Source organism: Acidimicrobiales bacterium, assembly GCA_022452145.1.
Classification (GTDB): Bacteria; Actinomycetota; Acidimicrobiia; order Acidimicrobiales; family MedAcidi-G1; genus UBA9410.
This window is the reverse complement of sequence record JAKURY010000010.1, coordinates 53,708-71,361: the sequence shown is the minus strand read 5'-3', so window position 1 is coordinate 71,361 and position 17,654 is coordinate 53,708. Positions and strand designations below refer to the sequence as shown.

At 70.0% G+C, this 17,654-nt stretch carries 18 protein-coding genes; 11 read left to right on the top strand and 7 right to left on the bottom strand.

From position 1 onward, the window contains the following. Positions 1–34 precede the first annotated feature (34 nt). Complete coding sequence (locus tag MK177_05415) at positions 35–1,105, bottom strand: cobalamin-independent methionine synthase II family protein (GenBank protein ID MCH2426755.1); 1,071 nt, start codon at positions 1,103–1,105, stop codon at positions 35–37. A gap of 45 nt (positions 1,106–1,150) precedes the next feature. Here MK177_05415 and MK177_05410 point away from each other — a divergent pair, with 45 nt between their 5' ends. The 3 genes from MK177_05410 to MK177_05400 all read left to right on the top strand — a co-directional run bounded on the left by MK177_05410 (position 1,151) and on the right by MK177_05400 (position 4,385). Next, positions 1,151–2,503 (top strand): carotenoid oxygenase family protein, encoded by a 1,353-nt coding sequence (locus tag MK177_05410; protein ID MCH2426754.1) that lies wholly within the window; start codon positions 1,151–1,153, stop codon positions 2,501–2,503. Then, complete coding sequence (locus MK177_05405) at positions 2,500–3,132, top strand: TIGR03085 family metal-binding protein (protein ID MCH2426753.1); 633 nt, start codon at positions 2,500–2,502, stop codon at positions 3,130–3,132. Before MK177_05410 ends, MK177_05405 begins: the two co-directional genes overlap by 4 nt. Before the next feature lie 197 nt (positions 3,133–3,329). After that, positions 3,330–4,385, top strand: a complete 1,056-nt coding sequence (locus MK177_05400; protein MCH2426752.1) for a hypothetical protein — start codon at positions 3,330–3,332, stop codon at positions 4,383–4,385. Between the two features lie 137 nt (positions 4,386–4,522). On the opposite strand, the gene MK177_05395 is transcribed toward MK177_05400, so the two are convergent. Together MK177_05395 and MK177_05390 are read right to left on the bottom strand one after the other, a co-directional pair. Beyond that, positions 4,523–5,863: a hypothetical protein gene (locus MK177_05395; protein MCH2426751.1), complete on the bottom strand. Its 1,341-nt coding sequence runs from the start codon at positions 5,861–5,863 to the stop codon at positions 4,523–4,525. Beyond that, positions 5,860–7,113 carry an LLM class flavin-dependent oxidoreductase gene (locus MK177_05390; GenBank protein ID MCH2426750.1) on the bottom strand — a complete coding sequence of 418 codons (1,254 nt, stop codon included), beginning with the start codon at positions 7,111–7,113 and terminating at the stop codon, positions 5,860–5,862. Before MK177_05390 ends, MK177_05395 begins: the two co-directional genes overlap by 4 nt. Before the next feature lie 66 nt (positions 7,114–7,179). On the opposite strand from MK177_05390, the gene MK177_05385 reads away from it, so the two are divergent. The 6 genes from MK177_05385 (at position 7,180) to MK177_05360 (ending at position 11,752) form a co-directional block, all read left to right on the top strand. Next, positions 7,180–8,016: a YceI family protein gene (locus tag MK177_05385; protein MCH2426749.1), complete on the top strand. Its 837-nt coding sequence runs from the start codon at positions 7,180–7,182 to the stop codon at positions 8,014–8,016. Next, complete coding sequence (locus tag MK177_05380) at positions 8,013–9,272, top strand: MFS transporter (protein MCH2426748.1); 1,260 nt, start codon at positions 8,013–8,015, stop codon at positions 9,270–9,272. The genes MK177_05385 and MK177_05380 overlap by 4 nt, the downstream gene beginning before the upstream one ends. Positions 9,273–9,339: 67 nt before the next feature. Then, the gene (locus MK177_05375) at positions 9,340–9,585 is read left to right on the top strand and encodes a hypothetical protein (protein MCH2426747.1); all 246 of its coding nucleotides are present in this window, start codon (positions 9,340–9,342) and stop codon (positions 9,583–9,585) included. After that, complete coding sequence (locus MK177_05370; GenBank protein ID MCH2426746.1) at positions 9,585–9,986, top strand: CBS domain-containing protein; 402 nt, start codon at positions 9,585–9,587, stop codon at positions 9,984–9,986. Before MK177_05375 ends, MK177_05370 begins: the two co-directional genes overlap by 1 nt. A 125-nt stretch (positions 9,987–10,111) precedes the next feature. Next, positions 10,112–10,795 carry a 1-acyl-sn-glycerol-3-phosphate acyltransferase gene (locus tag MK177_05365; protein ID MCH2426745.1) on the top strand — a complete coding sequence of 228 codons (684 nt, stop codon included), beginning with the start codon at positions 10,112–10,114 and terminating at the stop codon, positions 10,793–10,795. Positions 10,796–10,879: 84 nt separating this feature from the next. Continuing rightward, on the top strand, positions 10,880–11,752 hold the full coding sequence (locus MK177_05360) for a DMT family transporter (protein MCH2426744.1): 873 nt from the start codon (positions 10,880–10,882) through the stop codon (positions 11,750–11,752). A gap of 77 nt (positions 11,753–11,829) precedes the next feature. On the opposite strand, the gene MK177_05355 is transcribed toward MK177_05360, so the two are convergent. After that, positions 11,830–12,543, bottom strand: coding sequence for a hypothetical protein (locus MK177_05355; protein ID MCH2426743.1), 714 nt, complete (start codon positions 12,541–12,543; stop codon positions 11,830–11,832). A gap of 49 nt (positions 12,544–12,592) precedes the next feature. Here MK177_05355 and rarD point away from each other — a divergent pair, with 49 nt between their 5' ends. Beyond that, complete coding sequence (gene rarD / locus MK177_05350; GenBank protein MCH2426742.1) at positions 12,593–13,474, top strand: EamA family transporter RarD; 882 nt, start codon at positions 12,593–12,595, stop codon at positions 13,472–13,474. 67 nt (positions 13,475–13,541) lie between these two features. On the opposite strand, the gene MK177_05345 is transcribed toward rarD, so the two are convergent. Then, complete coding sequence (locus MK177_05345) at positions 13,542–13,970, bottom strand: flavodoxin family protein (protein MCH2426741.1); 429 nt, start codon at positions 13,968–13,970, stop codon at positions 13,542–13,544. Positions 13,971–14,303: 333 nt separating this feature from the next. Here MK177_05345 and MK177_05340 point away from each other — a divergent pair, with 333 nt between their 5' ends. Then, entirely contained in the window at positions 14,304–15,077 is a 774-nt protein-coding gene (locus MK177_05340; GenBank protein MCH2426740.1) for an SDR family oxidoreductase, read from the top strand. Positions 15,078–15,703: 626 nt separating this feature from the next. Here the strand turns inward: MK177_05340 and MK177_05335 are convergent. Both MK177_05335 and MK177_05330 read right to left on the bottom strand, forming a co-directional pair. After that, a complete protein-coding gene (locus MK177_05335) occupies positions 15,704–16,288 on the bottom strand; it encodes a hypothetical protein (GenBank protein MCH2426739.1) in 585 nt (194 codons plus the stop codon). A gap of 34 nt (positions 16,289–16,322) precedes the next feature. Next, the gene (locus MK177_05330) at positions 16,323–17,591 is read right to left on the bottom strand and encodes an FAD-dependent oxidoreductase (protein ID MCH2426738.1); all 1,269 of its coding nucleotides are present in this window, start codon (positions 17,589–17,591) and stop codon (positions 16,323–16,325) included. Between the last annotated feature and the right edge of the window lie 63 nt (positions 17,592–17,654).

The window sequence follows — 17,654 nt, the reverse complement described above, 5'->3', positions numbered from 1 at the left end:
ACGTCCGGCGACACCAGGAACGAGCCGGACGCGATCAGACTGAGGCGGCGGCCTCGCAGAGCACCCTCAGCTTGGCCATGGCCAGGTCCCGACCGAGGTATCCCAGCCCGCAGTCAGGCGCTGCCACCAGGCGCTCCCGGTCGATGTGGAGCAGGGCCCCGGTGAGCCGGCCCCTCACCTCGTCCACGGTCTCGATCCGGCTCCTGGCGATGGCCACGCAGCCGAGGATGACCGTGGTGTCCCGGAACCGGGGCAGCAGGGCGGCAAGGTCGTTCGGACGGTGGGCGTCCTCCAGGCTGAACCGTCCGATCGGGGCGGCGTCGATCGCCTCGGCGAGGTCCAGGTAGGCCTCCGGAGGGGCCTTCTCGTAGGCGTCGTCGTCCAGGTGCCGTGGGTAGCCGCAGCAGCAGTGGACGGTGCGCACCACGTGGTCGGGTACGCCGTCGAAGCAGGCGGCCAGGGCGTCCACCCCGAAGGACAGGGCGTCGTCGATCCGCCGCGCTAAGACGGGTTCGTCGACCTGGATGTGGGTGCAGCCGGCATCGGCCAGGGCCCTGACCTCGACGTTCACCGCTGCTGCCAGGTCTGCCACCAGGGCTGCACGGTCGCCGTAGTGGCGGTCGACGGTGCTGTCGGAGATGGTCAACGGTCCGGGGATGGTGACCTTCACCGGATGGTCGGTGGTGGCCTGGGCGGCCCGCCAGTCGTGGGGCAGGAACGCCTTGCCGGCGGCCACCGCGCCGGTGATGGTGGGCAGGGTGGTCGTCAGCACGCCCCGCATGGTCGACTCGGTGCGGTCGTCGAAGTCGAAGCCGGTCAGGTGGCGGCAGTGGTAGTGGATGTAGTTCTCGCGGCGTACCTCGCCATCTGTGACCACCTCGATCCCGGCTTCCACCTGGTCGGCGATCACCTCGGCGGCTGCCCGCACGAACGACGCCTCGGCGTCCTCGCCGGCCGCCTCCATCTCGTGGGCCCAGCGACCCGCGTAGTCGCGGTCCGGCAGGTCGAACCAGTCCGAGACCGGTACGTACTGCGGCTTGGGGTAGGCACCGATGACGGTGGTGGGGAGGCCGGTCTGCGGACGTTGGCTGCTCGTCTGGGTCACCGATCGGACGGTAGTCGCTGCCGGGCGATGTGGAAGGCTGAACCAATGTCGCAAACCAACCGGTACCTGGAGGGGAGCATGGCTCCGGTGGCCGACGAGGTGACCGCCGTGGACCTTCCCGTGACCGGGACCATTCCGGAGGAGCTCGAGGGGCGTTGGCTACGCAACGGCCCCAACCCGCTGGGTGCCGTCGACCCGTCCGCCCACCACTGGTTCCTCGGCGACGGGATGGTGCACGGCGTGCGCCTCCGGGGTGGCCGTGCCGAGTGGTACCGGAACCGGTGGGTACGGGGCCCACGGGTGGCCGCGGCCCTCGGCGAGCCGGCGCCGTCCGGCATGTCGTTCGGTGGCCGTGACCTCGGTCCGAACACCTCCGTGGGGGGCTTCGCCGGCAGGACCTGGGCCATGGTCGAAGCGGGCTCCACCCCGATGACGCTCACCTACGAGCTGGACACCATCGGGTTCGACGGGTTCGGCGGCACCCTGCCCGCCGGTTTCACCGCCCATCCCAAGTTCGACCCTGCCTCCGGCGAACTCCACGCGGTCTGCTACGCCTACCCGGAGGCCCTGGACCGGGTCCAGCACGTGGTGGTCGACCCTGACGGTCGGGTGTCGAAGGTGACCGACATACCGGTCGACGGTATGCCCATGGTCCACGACATGTCGCTTACCGCCTCCAGCGTGCTCGTCTACGACCTCCCGGTATGCCTGGACCTGGAGAGGGCGATGGGCGGCTCGCCGTTCCCGTTCTCCTGGAACCCGGGCCATGCGGCCCGGGTGGGGGTGCTGCCCCGGTCAGGCACCGCGGACGACATCGTCTGGTGCGAGGCTCCGCAGGCCTACGTGTTCCATCCCGTCAACGCCTATGACGCCGTGGACGGCACCGTCGTGGTCGACGTGTGCAGGTACGACACGATGTTCGATCGCGACCGGCTCGGGCCGGCCGGGGACTCGACACCCACGCTGGCACGCTGGACCGTCGACCCGGTGGCCGGCCGGGTCACCGAGACGCCGCTCGCCGACGGTGCCCACGAGTTCCCGACCCATGACCCGCGGGTAGGGACGCAGCGCCACCGCTACGCCTTCACCGCAGCCGGCCTCGGGTTGGGACCGACGGCCCGGGTCGACGTGGAGACGGGCGAGACCGTGGTCCACGACCATGGTACGGACAGGTTCGGCGCCGAACCGATAGTGGTCCCCAAGGCCGGGTCCACCCTCGAGGGTGATGCCTGGATCCTGGTATGCGTCAACGACCGGGCCGGAGGGCCGGCGGACCTGGTGGTCCTGGACGGATCCGACCTGTCCGGGCCCTCCGTGGCCCGGGTGCACTTGCCGCGCAGGGTTCCGGACGGCTTCCACGGATCGTGGGTGCCCGACACGTCGGTGGCGCCCGTATGAGCGCAGACCTCGCCCAGGCCGAGCGGGCCGCCCTCTGCGACCTGCTGCTCGAGGTCGGGCCGGATGCCCCCACGCTGTGTGCGGGCTGGACGACCACCGATCTGGCAGCCCACCTGATGGTCCGTGACCGGCGCCCCGACGTCGGTCCGGGCCTGATTCTGTCCGGCCCGTTCGCCCGCCACACCGCCCGGGTGACCCGCCGGGCGGCTGAACGGGTGCCCTTCGAGCACCTGGTGACCCGGATCCGTTCCGGTCCGCCATGGCCCATCCGACTGGTCGACGGGCCGGTGAACCTGGTCGAGTACTTCGTCCACCTGGAGGACGTGCGACGGGCCGTCGACGGATGGGCCCCCCGGTCCGGCCTGGACGACCTGCAGGACGCCCTATGGCCCTTCCAGAAGAGCGGTACGAAGCTCAGGACCCGCCGTGTGCAGGACGTGGGCCTGTCGATCGCCCGTCCGGGCGGCCAGCCTGTGGCCGTCCGTTCCGGGAGCCGGCAGGTGACCGCCACCGGTGACCCCGGCGAACTGGCGCTCTTCTTCTTCGGGCGCCGGGACCGGTCACGCGTAGACCTGACCGGAGATCCCGATGGTGTCAGCGAGGTGCGGACCGCACCCATCGGCTTCTAGGCGTACCCGGTCATGAGGTTGGTTCCCTGGAGACCCGAACCGGCGGCCGCCCACCCGGTCTGCGGGCTCCGGAGTGAGGTCCCAGATGCGCAGCCACGAAGCCTGGCCAGCGGCCCTACCGGGGTCAGCCTGTGAGTAGTCGCCGGTCGGCCGTCCATCCGTGCCTGGTGGTCTGCCCACCCGGCCTTGAGGCTGTGGTGGACGACGAGCTGGCCGACCTGGGGGTCCGGTCCGGGCGGTCATCCAAGGGATCGGTCTCGGTCGACATGACCACCAGGCAGCTGTACGCGGCCAACGTGTTCCTACGTTGTGCCACCAGGGTCCTGGTCCGGGTGGCTGGCTTCACGGTCCGTACCTTCCCAGACCTGGAGCGTCGAATCGGTGAGGTCGACTGGGACCACTGGATCGGTCCGGGGGACGCCCCCCGGTTCCGGGTTACCACCCGCAACTCCGAGCTCTGGCACGACGGTGCGGTGGCCCAGCGCTTCGAGGAGGCGCTGGGCCCGCCGGTAGCAGGCGCTCGTGACCAGCTGGTGGTGGTGCGGGCCGTGAACGACCGGTTCACGGTCAGCGTCGACTCGTCGGGGGCGCCCCTCCACGAGAGGGGATGGCGGCAGGCCACCGCCAAAGCGCCCCTCCGGGAGTCGGTGGCCGCCGGCCTCCTGGTCGCCGCAGGGTGGGATCCGACCACCCCGCTGGTCGATCCGATGTGCGGGTCGGGGACCATCGCCATCGAGGCGGCCCTGCGGGCCACCGGCGTCGCTCCGGCGGCCGGCCGTGAGCTGGCGTTTCGGTACTGGCCTGGTTTCGAGCCCGGGACGTGGGCCAGCGTGTCGGCCGAGGTCGACACGCGACGGGTCGACGCCGGCGATCTGCCGCCCATCCTGGCGGTCGATCGGGATGCCGGGGCGGTTGATGCAGCCCGGGCCAATGCAGAGCGGGCCGGGGTGGCCGATCTGATCGAGTGGCGGAGTGCGCCGATAGCGGAGCTGGTACGACCGGAGGGGGCGGATGGCCGGACGGGACTTCTGGTGACCAACCCGCCGTGGGGTGGCCGGCTGGCCGGCGGCGACCTGCGGAACCTCTATGCCACGCTGGGTCGGGTGGCCGCAGAGGGGTTCGCCGGATGGTCGCTGGGCGTGTTGGTGGCCGACAGGAAGTTGGCCCGCCAGGTCAAGCCAGGCCTCACCGAGGCACTGCACCTGGAACTCGGCGGCCGCCAGGCGTGGTTCCTCACGGGCCGGTTGCGCTGAGGCACTGCTACCGGAGTCGGGTGGTCGACGGGCCTGGCTGGTGTCCGGTCGGCTGGGCTGAACATGTCGTCAGCTGGATGTCGGGCCTGGCTCCTGACCCTGTGGCCGGCCTGGCCCACGGGTCGACCGGTACGGGCTCAGCCCACGATCACCGTGGCCGTCATGTCGGGATGCAGAGCGCAGTAGATGGTGAAGGTGCCCGCCTCGGACGTCTCCAGCCGGTAGTTGTCGCCCGGGTTCAGCAGGCCGGAGTCGAAGGCGTCCGGGTTGGGGTCGTCCTCGCTGCCGGCGCTCACGGTGTGGGGGACCGAGTCGCTGTTGTTGAAGTACACGTCCTGGCCGATGGCGACCTCGATCACCGGTTCGAAGGCGAAGTTGGTGATCAGGGACTGGTGTGCCCCCTCCGGGAAATCGCTGCCCCGGACCACGCGTCCACTCCGGATGGCGTCAGGCTCGGCGACAGGGGCGATCGTCGGGTTCCACATGGAGAACACGCCGAGCTGGTTGTCGTGCCCCGGTGCGACCCAGGCGTGGAGCATCCAGCCGATGGCGTTGTGCCAGTTGCCGCCTGAAGCCTCGCACTCGGTAGGGGTGACGAAGGAGTCACGTCCGCTGGCATTGCCGCGACAGATGTTGAAGTGCGAGTGCCAGTTGTCCAGGTCTCCGCTGAACGCCTCCGGATGCTCGACGCCGATCACCGCCGGTGGCACCAGGAACGCCGTTCCCACCAGCGTGAGTTCCGGTCCGTGCCAGCCGTCCGGCCCGCACCTGCCGAGTGGGCCAGAGACGAGGGAGCCGTCTGACGGTGCATAGATGAGGATCTCCGGCCGGGATGGGTCGAAGCCGTCGCCGAACCAGTCGGAACGGTAGAAGTGGGACCCCATGTTGGGGGTCTGGATGGCATCTGACACGAAGCCGGCGGCACAGGCGTCGTCTGCGCCGGGGTGGCGGGTTGCGAACTCCGCCAGCCTGTCCAACTCGGACACCAGGGCCGCAAGCTGGTCGGGCGTGAGGTCGAGGGCTGCCGGAATGGGTTCGCCCGAGTCCAGGAGGTCTACGAGGTCGCTGTACGAACAGGGCAGGCTCGGGTCCTGACAGCGAGTCTGGCGACCCAGCGGGCCTTCGACCAGGGTCGGTGCAACGCCCGCCGAGGTCTCGCGGAACACGTAACGCGTGTATCCGGGAGCGCCGCCGGCACTCGGGTCTATGTCGGGCGGGAGTAGCAGGGCCGCCTCGGCCTGGGTGAAGGCTGCCGCCTCGGCGATGAGGGCCTGCAGACGGTCGGCGTCTCGGCCGGCATCCGGATCGATCGTGGTCGTGGTGGTCGTGGCGGCGGCGCTCGTCGTGATCGTGGCCACCGTGGTGCCGGCCCCGGCGCCGGCGGCAGGTGCGCTCGCCGGCTCGTCGGAACTCGGTCCGGAACATGCTGCCAGCAGCGCCACGGCCGTGACCGTGATGGCCACCGACCGTCGGGTCATGGCTGGGCGGTGGGTGGCGGGATCCGATAGTCCGGGTCCACCCGACGCGGCCCGTCCCGTCGGGCCAGGGCGGCGGCCACGGCGCCGGCCAGCCTCTCGTCCCTGGCCGCGACGTGGGCCGGGTCCCGTTCGGCGAACTCACCCATGACCTCGCGGGCGAACAACTCCATCGACTCGCAGATGTGCTCGTGCCTGTTTCGCCCCGCCTGGCTCACGAAGATCACCTGGTCGATGCCGGCAGCCTCGTATTCCCGGAGCAGCTCGCGGATCTGGTCCGGGGTGCCTATTGCGCCCCGGAGCGACAACAGGCCCTCGTTCTCCATCCGTGCCCTGAGGGTGACCGCCGTCTGGGCCGCCGTCTCCCGGTCGAATCCGAAGGCAGCGCGGTTCTCCTGGAACTCGGCCCATATATCGGTAGTCCCGGGACGGTGGTCGCCGAAACCGTAGAAGTGGCCGAGGGAGTAGCCGAAGAAGTGGGCGCCGTCGATGCCGCGGTCCAGCGCCGTCTCCTCATCCTCGTGGCACATGAACGGTAGGACGCAGGCGATGTTGGCGTTGACGGCGAATCCGGCCGGCACACAGGCCTCCGAGGCGATGATGTCGTGGTATTCGCCGACCCACTGTTCAGCCTCGCCGGGTTCCACGAACGCGAAGGTCAGGGCGCCGACGCCCTTCTGGGCGGCCAGGTGGATGGTCTCCCGCTGGCTACACGCCACCCAGAGCGGCGGGTGGGGGCGTTGGTACGGCTTGGGCAGGACGTTGCGCGGGGGCATCTGCAGCCACGGACCGTCCCATCCTGCGAACGGTTCCTCGACCATCATCCGCGTGGCCGCCTCGATGTGGTCCAGCCACTGGTCCCGCTTGGTGGTCCGGTCGACGCCGAAGCCGTCCAGCTCCGCGTTGGACGACGACTCGCCGGAGCCGAAGTCGACCCGACCGTCGGATACGAGGTCCAGGGTGTTGATGCGCTCGACGACGCGGGCCGTGTGGTTGTAGGCGCCCGGTAGGAGGGTGATGCCGTGGCCCAGCCGGATCCTCGATGTTCGCTGGCTGGCGGCGGCGAGGAACACCTCCGGTGCCGAGCTGTGGCTGTACTCCTCGAGGAAGTGGTGTTCGACCTCCCACACGTAGTCGTATCCCAGCCGATCGGCCAGCTCCACCTGGTCGAGGGCGTCCTTGAAGAGCCGGTGCTCGTCGCCGTCGGCCCACGGCCTGGCCATCTGGTGCTCGTAGAAGATTCCGAACTTCATCGCACGGGACCCTACGGGCCGAGTCCCGACCGGGACCGATCGGGGATCCGGCCCTAGGGTCTGGCCATGGACAGGCGGCGGCTGGCCCTGATGGTGCTCGGCGTGGTTGCGGTGGCCGTCGCCGGCTGGTGGTTCCTGGTCCGTTCCGATGCGCCACCTGCGCCGGACCTGGCCTCGGCGGTCGAGACGGCCAGCGAGGCGCAGGCCGCCGCCACGTCGGCTTCCAGCACCACTCCGGTTTCCAGCACCACTCCGACGACGACCGTGTCGGGCTACGGCACGACAGCGTCTGCTACCAGCACGGCGCCGCCGACGACCGCTCCGGCCTCCACGACGGCCGTGTCCGTGGCGGGCCCGGCGGGAACCTGGACTGTCGACACGACCATCGGCTCGTTCAACGACTTCACCTCGGCGTGGGTCGGCTACCGGGTCGAGGAGGTGCTGGGCAACGGCATCGGTGCCAACACGGCGGTCGGCCGCACACCGCTTGTGGCCGGGTCCGTGGAGCTCTCCGATGATGCCCTGCTGGCTGTAGAGGTGACGGCCGACCTGCGCGGCCTGCGGTCAGACAAGGTGTACCGCGACGGCAGGGTCCGGCGTGCGCTGCACACCGACGACCATCCCACGGCCACGTTCACCCTGGTCGGGCCAGTCGCCCTCGGGGACGTGGCCGGGGACGGAACGTCGATCGAGGTGGTGGCGGCCGGCACGGTGGCCATCAACGGTGTGGCCGGCGCCGTCGATGTTGCCGTAGCGGCCACGCTGGTCGGCGACGTGGTCACGGTGGTCGGTTCGTTCCCGATCGTGTTCGCCGACCACGCCATCGAGGCACCGAGTGCGTCGATCGTGGTGTCGGTAGAGGACCACGGCCTGGTCGAATTCCAGTTGTTCCTGACCCGGTGAGCGGCGAGGCCCGATCGGCAGCGCCCGGACAGTCCAGCCCATTCAGCTCGCTGCGCCACCCCGCCTTCGCCCGGTTCGCCGCCGGCCAGACCCTGTGCGGGATCGCCCAGTTCCTGGGTGGCTTAGCCACCCCTTTTCTGGTGAACCAGCTCACCGACTCGAACACGTGGGTCGGGGCCTCGTCCTTCGTGGCGCTCATCCCGGCCGTGGTGGGGACCCCCCTGTCGGGCACCCTGGCAGACAGGATGGATCGCCGCATGCTGCTGCTCGTCGGCCTGTCCCTCCAGGTGGCGACCATGTCCGTGGTAGTCGGCCTCTACGCCTCGGGCCAGCTGACCCCATGGCGCATCCTCCTGCTGAACTTCGTCGGCGGCTCGGCTGCGTCGTTCCAGTGGGCACCCATCCAGTCGATGGCGGCGGTCCTGGTGCCCCGCGAGTCGTTGGTCGCAGCGGTACGGCTGGTGTCGATCACCTTCACCGTCGGACGTTCGGTGGGTCCTGCCATCGCAGCCGTGACCCTCGCCTTCCACGGGCCGGGTCTCGCGTTCGCCGTGGCGCTGGGCCTCTACGTGGTGGGCCTGGGCATCCTTGCCACGGTGCGTACGACCTGGGCGCCTTCCGGCGCCGACGGCTCCCTGGGTGACCAGTTCCGGGAGGGCCTCGCCTACGTCCGGACCCGGCCGGAGATGCGCCTTGCCTTCCGCCTGGCATTCACTGTGGCTGGCCTCGGTGCGGTGTTCGCCTTCTCGCTGGCCGCCGGCGTCGCCGATGACCTGTTCGGGAGGGGAGGCGGCGGACTGGGGGTCCTGTCCACGAGCCTCGGGGTGGGATCCCTGCTGGCGAGCGCCTTCATCAGCGGCCGCGGTGGGCGCATGTCCCGCGCGGTGCTGGAGCGCCGCGCCATCCTCCTCTACGGGGCCGGTCTGCTCGTCGTGGCCTCGTCGTCCTGGCTGGGCGTCGGGATGTTCGGCTACCTCCTGACAGGCGCTGCGCACATGCTCCACGGCACGACGCTGAGCACGGCCCTCCAGCTCCGGGTCGACGAGGAGTTCCGAGGAAGGGTGATGTCGGTGTTCCTGGTGGCGATCCTCAGCGGGATCCCGATCGGTGGGTTGGCCTTCGGGATCCTCGGCGACCTCGTCGGCCTGCGATGGGTCGTCCTGGGTGCTGGGCTGGCGCTATGCCTGGACGCAACTGTCACCGGTCGGCGCGGGGCCTTCGCCCTGCTCGACCATGAGGCGGACGTCGCCGGCTGACACGCCGGTGCGTTTGCCGATCCGCCGGATTCGGGGGATGATTGGGGTTCGGCTGGCTAGGAGGACCATGGCTGACAATCCGTCCGAACGACTACTCGGCGTGATCGACTCGCTCGACGAGTTGGCCCGTTCCTGCACGCCCGCCGAAGCCGCCGAGCGGTTGGATCCGGTGGTCCTCCAGGCCTTCTGGCGGGAGTGGCCGCACACCAGCGTGTGGGCTGGCAACCTCTGGCGCACCCTGAATCGGGACCTCGAGGTTCCGGCCAGTGAGCGGCTGGACCGGGAGGTCGACGAGGTCGGGGGGAGCGGCTGATGGTCTCCCTTGCCGAGGTCATGACGCCCGACGTGGTCACCCTGTCGTCCGAGGCCTCGGTCTGCGACGCCGCCCAGGTGATGGTCCGTGGCGGCTTCGGCTCGGTGGTCGTGGTCCAGGGTCGGATGCTGTTGGGGATCCTCACCGAGCGTGACGTCCTACGGGCCGCCGCCGAGGAGGTCGACCTGAGGGAAGCTCCGGTGGACCGGTGGATGACCCCCGAGCCCGAGACCGCATCGCCAGACCTGGATACCGAGGATGCGGCCGCCCTCATGTTGAGCCGCGGCTTCCGGCACCTGCCGGTGGTCGTCGACGGCGAGCTGATCGGCATGGTCAGCTTGCGCGACGTCCTGAGCGCCCGTATCGCCCGCAGCCGCGGTGTGGACCTCGGCGGGCCGTGACACCCGGGGCCTGTTGCGGGTCCATGAGTTCGACAAGGTAGAGCTTCTGGCCTATGCGACCGAGGAGCAAGCCCCCGAGGTCCATGCCGACATCCTGGCCCGGGCCGAGGCGGCCATCATCGACCATGGCCTCGGACCGCCAGGACCGTGCCCGGCGTACAAGCGGGGCCTGGACCGCGACGCCCGTCTACCTGACAGTCCGATCGCTCGTCCGGTTCCTGCTCTGGCCCTACTTCCGGACCCGGGTCTCCGGTCGGGAGCACATTCCAACCGATGGACCGGTGATCCTGGCTCCCGTCCACCGCTCCAACCTGGATTCGCTGATGCTCTCGCCGCTGACCCGTCGGCGCCTGCGGTCCCTTGCCAAGGAGAGCCTGTTCAAGTCATCGCCGACGGCATGGCTGATGGCCTCCCTGGGGGCCTTCCCGGTGCGCCGGGACTCAGCCGACCGCGAGTCGATGCGGGTCGCCCGCGAACTGCTGGACGACGACAACATGCTGCTGGTCTTCCCGGAGGGAACCCGGCACGAGGGCGATCGGGTGGCCGAGTTGTTCGACGGTACGGCGTGGCTGGCGGCCAAGACCGGATCCCGGGTGGTGCCGGTGGGCATCGCCGGAACCGGTGATGCCATGCCGACCGGTGCCCGTCTTCCCCGACCCACGAGGGTTCGGATGGTCGTGGGGCCGGCCATCGACCCACCGGAGCCGAAGGCGGCCCGAAGCACCCTGCGGGCCTGGACACAGGACCTGACGGACGCCCTGCAGGCGGCACAGGACGCGGCGTCTGGTCGTCAGGTGGGAGGCGGCTGACCCTCCGACACCGCGCTGATTCCGGGCCTCCGACACCGGGCCTCCGACACCGGGCCTCCGACACCGGGGTGGCAGGGTGGTCGCATGCAGGATCGGGCGGCGCGTGGCCGCGCCGCGGCGATCGCCGCCGTCGGCTTCATGGCGCTAGGTCCGAGCATCGTCAAGAAGGTGGCCATGGACGAGATGGCCTTCGTGTGCTGGCGCCTTGCCATTGCGGCCCTGCTCTACGGGATCGTCGTCATCGCCTCTGGGAAGCGCCTCAGCCTCGACGACGTCCGTCACTCGGTGGTGGGTGGCCTCCTGTTCGGGATCAACCTGGTGTTCTTCATCTTCGCCATGCGGCGGACGAGCGCGGCCAACGCCGTGGTCATAGCGTCGTTGCAGCCGGTTGTCCTTCTGGCGGTGGCCGGGCCCATGTTCGGAGAGCGCCCCGACCGTGCCATCTACGGGTGGTCGGTGGTGGCCTTCGGCGGCGTCGTGCTGGCCATGTACGCCTCGGACGCCAGCGGCGTGGCCACCCGTCAGGGCGACCTGCTGGCGTTAATCATGATGCTCCTGTTCTCCGCCTACTACGTGGCGAGCAAGCGCGCCCGTCGGACGGTCGACTCGGCCAACTACCAGCTGGCCCTAACCGTGGTCGCCGCGGTGGCCGTCCTGCCGTTCGCCCTGGTGATCGAGGGCGGGTTGGCGCTCCCGATCGGCGACGACTGGCTACTGGTGGTTGCCATGGCCGTCCTGCCCGGCACCGGCCATCTGCTCACCAACTACGCCCACGGCCACACGTCGCTGACCATGATGAGCCTCATCAACCTGTTATTCACAGCGGTGGCGCCCCTCTACGCCTGGTGGCTGGTGGGTGAACGGATCGGCGGGTTGCAGGCCGTCGGCATGGGAGTGGTCATGGCCTCTCTGGCCTTCGTGGTGACCCGTCCGGTCAAGGTGGTAGGCCGGGGCTAGCAGCCGGTTACCAGCAGTGCCGGGTTCGGCCGGGACTGGCAACCGGTGGTGTCCAGTCCTACCTATGTGTCGGCGTCCTATGAGTCGGTGTCGCCCCGCAGGAAGCGGAGCATCCAACCAGCCACGTCCACCCGGTGGAGAGGTGCGTCGAGGGTCGCCAGGGCATCTTCCAACACGCCGGGCGGGCTGGACGACGTGTACCTGCCCCGGTAGAGGATCTCGGCGTACGCGGCATCGAACTCCGGATGGGCCTGGATGCCGAGTAGGTGGTCACCGACGGCCAGGGCGGCCAGGGGACAGTGGGCCGACGAGGCCAGATGGCGGGCGGCGGCCGGCAGTTCCAGGACCTGGTCCCGGTGGCAGTAGAAGATTCCGACCGTGTCCTGCCCCGGAGTCATCCAGCCCTCCCGTTGGTCCACGTGGATCGCCCGGTTGCCGATGCCCCACGTTTCGACGCGCTCGACCCGGCCGCCCAGCGCCTGGGCTATGACCTGGTGGCCGAAGCACACGCCCACCGTCGGGGCTCTGGCGGCGTCGAGGTCCCGTACCAGGTCCAGCAGGTCGTGGATCCACGGCTCGTCCTCGTAGGCCCCGCGGACCGATCCAGTGATGAGCCAGCCGTCCTGTTCGTCGGGTGCCGACGGGAAGGCGCCATCCATGACCGGGTAGTCGACGAACTCCACGCCGGGTTCGACCGCCGAGAACAGGTCGGTGAAGAGCTTCTGGTAGCCCTCGTAACGCGGCTGCAGGTCCTCGAAGATCTCGTCACACCTCAGCAGCCCTATCCGCACCGGCCGAAACGTAGTGGAGGATGACCCCTCGAGCGGCGAGACTCCGCCGATGCGTCGGGGCCTTCTGTTCATCCTGGCCTCCCAGGTGATGTGGGGCGTGTCGCCGGCCTTCTGGCGTGGCGTGGCCGCCGTTCCGGCGATGGACGTGCTGGCCCACCGGGCGCTCTGGACGTTCGTGGCGCTGTTCGTGGTGCACCTGGTCCGCCGATCGTTGCGGGACGTGCGTGAGGCGACACGGTCTTTGAGAGTTCTGGGCCTGGAGGCGATGGCCGGAATCCTGATCGGCTCCAACTGGCTGGTATGGGTGTGGGCCGTCAACAACGAGAGGGTCCTGGAGGGAAGCCTCGGCTACTTCATCACGCCGCTGGTCAGCATCGTGCTGGGCGTGGTCGTGGTCGGTGAACGCCTGCGCCGGGGCCAGTGGGTCGCCGTGGCGTTCGGCCTTGCCAGCGTGGTCTGGCTGACCGTCGACATGGGGCGCCTACCCTGGGTCTCGTTGTTCCTAGCCGCCACCTTCGGGAGCTACGGACTCATCAAGAAGAAGGTGGACCAACCGCCGTTGGACATGCTGGCGATCGAGCTGACGGTCATGCTGCCGGTGGCCGTCGGGTTCTTGGCGATCCGGTCGGCTGGCGGCCACGAGGTGCTGCTGACCGCCACGCCCACCGAGGCACTGGTGCTGGTGGCCAGCGGGGCGTTCACCGCGATCCCCCTGCTGTTCTTCGCCGGGGGTGTGCGGCGGGTCCCGTTGTCGGTGATCGGAGGCCTGCAGTACCTGTCGCCCTCGATCAACTTCCTGCTGGGCGTGCTGGCGTTCGGTGAGCCGTTAGGCGCCGGTCGACTGGTCGGCTTCGTCCTGGTGTGGACGGGTCTGGCCGTCTTCACCGTGGACAGGATCAGGGCGGCCCGTCCACCGCGACGCCGGGTCTGAGGGTCTGCGGGCCGGCTTGTCCGGGGTCTGCGTGCCGGTCCTGTCTACGTGCCTGCGGGCCTGCGGGTCAGCTACCGGCGCCGACAGCGGCCAGCGCCTCGGCGGCGAATGCCGGAGCCTCGTCGTCGAGGCGACGACGGTTCAACGACCGGGCGGCCACGACCTCGGCACCGTGCCCGGTGAGCAGGGCGGCCAACTTGTCGGCAGCGTTGCCGGGGTTCACGGCGTGCGTCATGAAGGCGACCACCTTCTTGTCCCAGAGCCTGGGGATCTGCATCACCTTGCCGGCGTCGCCCGGCCGGTGGCCGAACAGGATCAGCCCGTCGACCCATGTGCCTACGAACACCAGGTCGGCCCGGGCCAATTCCTTGTAGTCGAGGTTGGTGACCGGACGGACGGCGACCGTCGCTCCGGTCGCGGCGACGGCTCCACCTATCAACTCGGCCGCCCGTCGGGTGTTGCCGGTGCGGCTCTGGTGGATGACGACCACGTTCACGGCCACAGTGTGCCCGCCGGGGGAGGTGGTCCTACACTCGCCGCCGTGCCCACCTACGACTACCGATGCGGCGAATGCGGCTCGGTCTTCGATATGCGTCGCCCGATGGCCGAGTCATCGGATCCAGCAACCTGCCCGAACGGCCACGACGGGGCGCGCCGCATGCTTTCGGTTTTCGCCGCCGTAGGCGCCTCCGGATCGGACCGGGCTGCCGGCCCGGTGTCGACGGGCGGGTGTGGCGGAGCCTGCGCATGCCACCCCGGATGAGTCGGACATCGTCCACCACGGAGCGTTCATGCCAGCATCGGGCAGCAACCTCAGCAGGGAGCATCCATGACGGGACGACTTGACGGAAGGATCGCCTGCATCACCGGTGCGGGTTCCGGCCTTGGTAGGGCCATGGCCATCCGGTTCGCCGAGGAGGGAGCCACGGTGGCCGCCCAGGACCTCCGCTGGGAGGCGGCCGACGAGACCGTGCACCTGCTGGATGGTGACGGGCACCGGGCCTTCGCCGGCGACGTGTCGGACGAGGCGGCGATGGGAGCGGTCTTCGCCGAGATATACGGCGCCTACGGACGGCTCGACGTGCAGGTCAACAACGCCGGCGTGGACCGGCTACCGGGCGACGGCTTCGACGAGATGCTGGCAGGCGAGGGCCCCCAGATCTCCCTCATGGACCACGGTGCGTTCATCCGGATGCTGGCCATCCATGCCGGTGGCACCTTCCTGTGTACCCGTGAGGCCGTCAGGCTCATGGACAGGGGTGGATCGGTCATCACGCTTTCCAGCATCGCGGGACTGGCCGGTTGGGGACCGATCCACTACGCCTCCGCCAAGGGAGCCATCCTGGGCTTCACCAGGGCGGCCTGTCGGGAGCTGGGGGCCATGGGCATCCGTATCAACGCCATCGCTCCGGGGGTGATCGACACTCCGATGACAGCGGGCGTCGACGAGGCCATGCTGGCTCCGATGGTCATGATGACGCCCCTGAGGCGGAAGGGGACAGCCGAGGAGATCGCCGCCACCGCCCTCTACCTGGCGTCGGACGAGAGCTCGTTCACCACCGGCCAGTGGCTGTCTCCCAACGGGGGCCTGATCACCATCTAGGTGTGCCCGGCTGGTGGGCCGCGGTTGGCCGGCAGGTCATGGCTGTCTGGCGGGTCGTGGCTGTCTGGCGGCGTGGTGTCCGGCATGTCACCCTGTCTGTTCCGGGGCCGGGCTTCGAATTCTCGACCGGTTGGTGACCGGCCGCCAGAGCGTCAGCCGCTTCCGGCATCGCAGCCAGGGTGTCTGCCATTCGGACCGCTGGCCGGGCGTCACCCCTGGACAAGCCTGTGGTCCTCACCAGGTCGGTGGAACGTTCGACGGCTCGCTGAGTCCGAACACCCGGCGGCGTGGACACAACACGCGCACGGTGAGTGGTCACCGCAGCATCGAACACCGAGCAGGCGCGCAACCACTCCGCCCGGACATCAGGCGTCATCTCGTCACACACGGCACCGGCGAGCAGGTCCGCGAGGGAGCGGGTGAACCCCTCCGGAGACGACCCGGCGGCCACCAGCGCAGCCGACTCGACCGCAGGTACCGGACCACCCTGCCTTGAAAGGAGAGTCACCAGATCGGTCATGGACCAATCATGAACGAGGGGTGAGACAGCCACCCCGGTACCCCGAGGGGCCAGTACCGACCTCTCAGATCAACCTCTCAGATCGACCGCCCGACCTTCCCGCCGCTCAGCGTGTGCGGTCGAGGTCGACCAGATGGCGTTCCGCCACTTCGGGGGCCAGGCCCATCTCCGCCATCCCGGCGGCCAGCACCTGACGGTAGGACGGGCTGGGCGGAGCAGCCGGTGGCAGGTTGCTGGAGGCCAGGGTGCACGCAGGGTGGCCGTCGATGTCATCCATGCCGAGCAGCAGGTCGATGACGCCGTCGAGCACCCGGACCGCGGCACCAGGCTCGGGCACCAGGCCGGGGAGCGTGGCGGCCGAGGTGGGTAGGCCATTCTCCTGGGCCACGATGTCGACCATCTGGCCCCACATGACCAGCCAGGCCCGTCCGACCACCGGCAGCCGGTCGTCGCCCAGCGGTTCAACCGGGCAGAAGCAGCAGGCACCGTCCCAGCGTCGGGAGTGGCCGCCGAAGTACACCGGGTGTGGGACCACGACCTGCCGGTCGCCCGCTGGCAGCGTCGCATCGGCGCTGCCCCTGTGGCCGCCCCATGCGGCATCGTCGCCACAGCCGAGGATGTAGGACTCGAAGCGGTCCGCAAGCAGGTTCGATCCGTAGGCCACGTACCAGATGGGATCGGTGGCGATCATCGGCGGTCCGGGTGCCGAGCCCGGTCAGGGTCGCTCATCGTGTCGCCGCCAGAGCGGCATCGGCGGCCTCTTCGGCGCTGGCCACCGCGGCGTCGGCCAGCAGGCCGGTGGGGCCGACCCAGTCCCCGGCCAGAAAGACCCCTTCGAGGCCCGTGGCGTCGAGGGCTGGGCGGCCGGCAGATCCGCCCCGGTCGGCCAGCGGCAGGCCGTGGGTGGCGGTCATGGCGTGCAGATAGCGCTCCCCGAGTCGCATCGACGGGTCCACGCCCATGGCGGTCGCCACCGCCTCGAGGGCCGCCCGGCTCTCGTCGGGATCCGGTTGCTCGTCCGTGCCCAGGTACCGGGCCAGGCTCAGCACGGCGGTGCCGTCGGGTCCAAGGCGGGCCGGTGGCCCGTGGACCGATCCGTAGACCGGCTCGTCCAACCCGAGCAGGAAGCGATGGCCAGGTGGACGATCGAGGGAGAGGTCCAGCACGGATACCCGAGCGGGCGGCCCGACGGCCCCGGACAGGCCGGTGGCGCCGGTTAGGTGTTCGGCGGTCGAGGGTCCGCCCGCCGACACGACAACGGCACGGGCCGTGACATCGGTGGAGGCGGTCCTGACGACGAGGCCGGTGTCATCGACATCGACCGTGGCCACCGGGTCGCCGTAGCCGAAGCGGACCCCGCGCCGCACGGCCCGGTCGACCAGGGCGTCGACCATCTGCTGCCAGCCGCCGTTCAGGTAGAGCACGCCGGCCCCGATGCCCCGGACCACCTGGCGGACGGCGGCCCCGGCACTCAGGCCCCGGTGGCTGACCGGATCGGCGTAGGTGCTGAGGCGGACCACGCCCTCCACCAGGTGCCGGGCCACCGGATCCGAGGTCGCACCGTCCAGCCAGTCGCCCACTCGGACGCCGTCCAGTGGCCCCGGATCGGTCCGGGGCAGCCCGGCCAGGAGCCGACCGGCCTCCACCTTGGCCCGGACGCTGAGGAGCCCGGTGCGCAGGAGGGAGGTCGGGCCCGAGGGGAGGAGGTGCAGGCGGCCTCCGTGGAGGGCCATCGAACCCCGGGTCGGCGGTGGAGTGCCCGTCGGCTCGATCCCGAGGGTCCGGAGTCCGTCAATGGCCTCACCCTCCAGGAAGAGGGCGTGAGGGCCCTGGTTCACCAGATGGTCGCCCAGTTCGGTGGTCCGGGCCCGGCCACCCGGTCCGCTCCGCTTCTCGACCACCGCGACAGACCGTCCCCGGTCGGCGAGCCGGTTGGCGACCACCAGGCCGGCCAGTCCGGCACCGATCACCAGCACGTCGACGTGGGCATCCATGGCGTCCTCGGGTGGGGGGAGATGGGGTCCAGTGTCGCAGGGCCGGCCCGTCGGGAGGAATGG